This window comes from Cryobacterium sp. 10I1, from assembly GCF_035019805.1.
In the GTDB taxonomy this organism is placed as follows: Bacteria; Actinomycetota; Actinomycetes; order Actinomycetales; family Microbacteriaceae; genus Cryobacterium; species Cryobacterium glucosi.
The window spans coordinates 1-2,012 of sequence record NZ_JASJVF010000394.1 but is presented as its reverse complement, the minus strand read 5'-3'; the positions used below and the strand labels follow the sequence as shown (position 1 = coordinate 2,012).

The 2,012-nt window shown below is 64.8% G+C and carries 1 protein-coding gene and 1 tRNA gene; one reads left to right on the top strand and one right to left on the bottom strand.

Translation table 11 applies throughout. The features are described from left to right. Positions 1-1,353 (top strand): HNH endonuclease signature motif containing protein (locus QN345_RS18385; protein WP_323509041.1); only part of this gene is annotated, 1,353 nt, incomplete at its 5' end. A 170-nt stretch (positions 1,354-1,523) separates the two neighbouring features. On the opposite strand, the gene QN345_RS18380 is transcribed toward QN345_RS18385, so the two are convergent. Beyond that, a tRNA-OTHER gene (locus QN345_RS18380) sits at positions 1,524-1,594 on the bottom strand. Positions 1,595-2,012 lie beyond the last annotated feature (418 nt).

The window sequence follows — 2,012 nt, the reverse complement described above, 5'->3', positions numbered from 1 at the left end:
CGGCATCTCAGCCTGGTGGAGCCGTCCCTGCCCGAGGTGTATGACGCGATCCGGGAGGCGGACCGGGAGATGAACCGGGCCGCCGCGAAGCGGGCGGCCGCGATCTATGCGGCGCAACGGGTGCTCGCGGACGTGGGCCGGGCCCGGGCGGAGGCCGCAGAACGCGCCGGCGGGCCGCGAATGCCGTGGTCTCCGGAAGAAGCCACGAAAGAGGAATTCACCTGCGAGGTCGGCGCCCTGCTGCGGCTCCCGCGCCGGACGGCGGAGACCCTGATCGAAGCCAGCCGGACACTCGCCGAAGACCTCCCCGCAACCCGGGAGGCCCTGGCCTCCGGGGCGATCAGTTACCGGCACCCGCAGGTGATCATGGAGCAGGCCTGGGGTATCCGAGTCGATGATGACCCGGAAGCGTCCGCCCGGGCCCGGGCCGTGTTCGAGGAGGTCCTCGTGCCCGACGCGGAAGTGCTGACCGTGGCGAAGCTCGCCGATCGGGCCCGAAGGGTGCGGGAACGCACCCACCCGGAAACCATCACCGCGAGGCACCAGAAAAGCGTCGAGGGCCGGCATGTGGTGTTCCAGGCCCTCAACGACGGCATGGCGTCGCTGTATCTGACCGGGGACGCGGAGAAGGTGCAGGCCGCGTACCACCGCACTCTCGACACCGCGCTGACCCTGCAGGGCCCGGACGAGGTCCGCACCCTGACGCAGATCGCGGCGGACGTGCTCACCGATGTCCTGATCAGTGGGGTCACCCCGGACGGACTCGGTGCCGGGGTGGCCGCGCAAGTCAACGTCACGGTCCCGGTGCTGACCTTGTTGGGGAAGAGCGAGGAGCCCGGGTATCTGGCCGGGTACGGACCCATCGACCCCGACACGGCCCGGCGTCTCGCGGCGGGTGCGCCGAGCTTCACCCGGCTCCTCACCCACCCGGAAACCGGCGTCGTGCTCTCCATGGGACGCGACACCTACAAACCACCCGCCGCGCTCAAGAAATGGCTGGAGGTGCGGGATGAAACCTGCACCTTCCCGGGCTGCCGGCGCTCCGCCAAACGGTCCGATCTGGACCACAGTGTGGAGTGGCAGCACGGCGGGGAGACCGACGCGATGAACCTCGCCCACCTCTGCCCGCATCACCACGCGGTGAAGAGCTACACACGGTGGTCGCCCAGGCACCTCGGCGACGGCCGCATCGAATGGACCTCCCCGGCCGGGTACAACTACATCGTCGAACCCTCCGCCGACATGAGACCACCCCGGAAACCCAAACCCGAACCGAAACCACCGGCCCCGATCGTTGACGTCTGGAACCTCGACCCCACACCCGACGACCCCGACGACCCGACACCGTTCTAGAACGCAGGGCGTTGCCCGGCAGGAAGTATTGCTCGTGGCGTGCGGTCGTGAGCCTCAAAGTCATGGTCGAATCTGGCGGACCTGCACATGTCGCAGACATGGCTGAATCTCAATGCAACAAAAAAGGGCCCCGTTCGTGAGAACGGAACCCTTCGCTGATCTGGCTTTACTGGTGCACCCCCCGGGACTTGAACCCGGAACCCACTGATTCCGAATTCTCGCGAGGCCATTACTGGGGTGCGAGGCTTTTAGAGAACGAAGTCCACATTTATTCCACACCTATGTATCGTCTGTACGAACGCTGATCGTTAGCCGAATGCGCCCAATTCGGCTGATTTTGGGAAGCTTGGCTACTTCTCTTACTGCACCGACGACCGTAAGGACCGCGCATGTACTGTCCATGCCCACACGCAGCGCAAAAGACCGTCAAGAGCATTGGTAAACCGTAGACGATCTGCTCACCGCCGCGGAACGGGGTGATGGTTCGAGTAAGCCGTCTATGGTGCCCCTGGAGGGATTCGGACCCCCAACCGTTTCCGTAGAACACAACCAAAAACGCTACCTCTCTTTTTGTGTCTCAGTTCGGGACTGCCCCGAGTTCAGTTGACTCGTTGGGTTAGTGGTTTCAGGCGGCGTTGAGGGCCATGTTTATTGTCTCA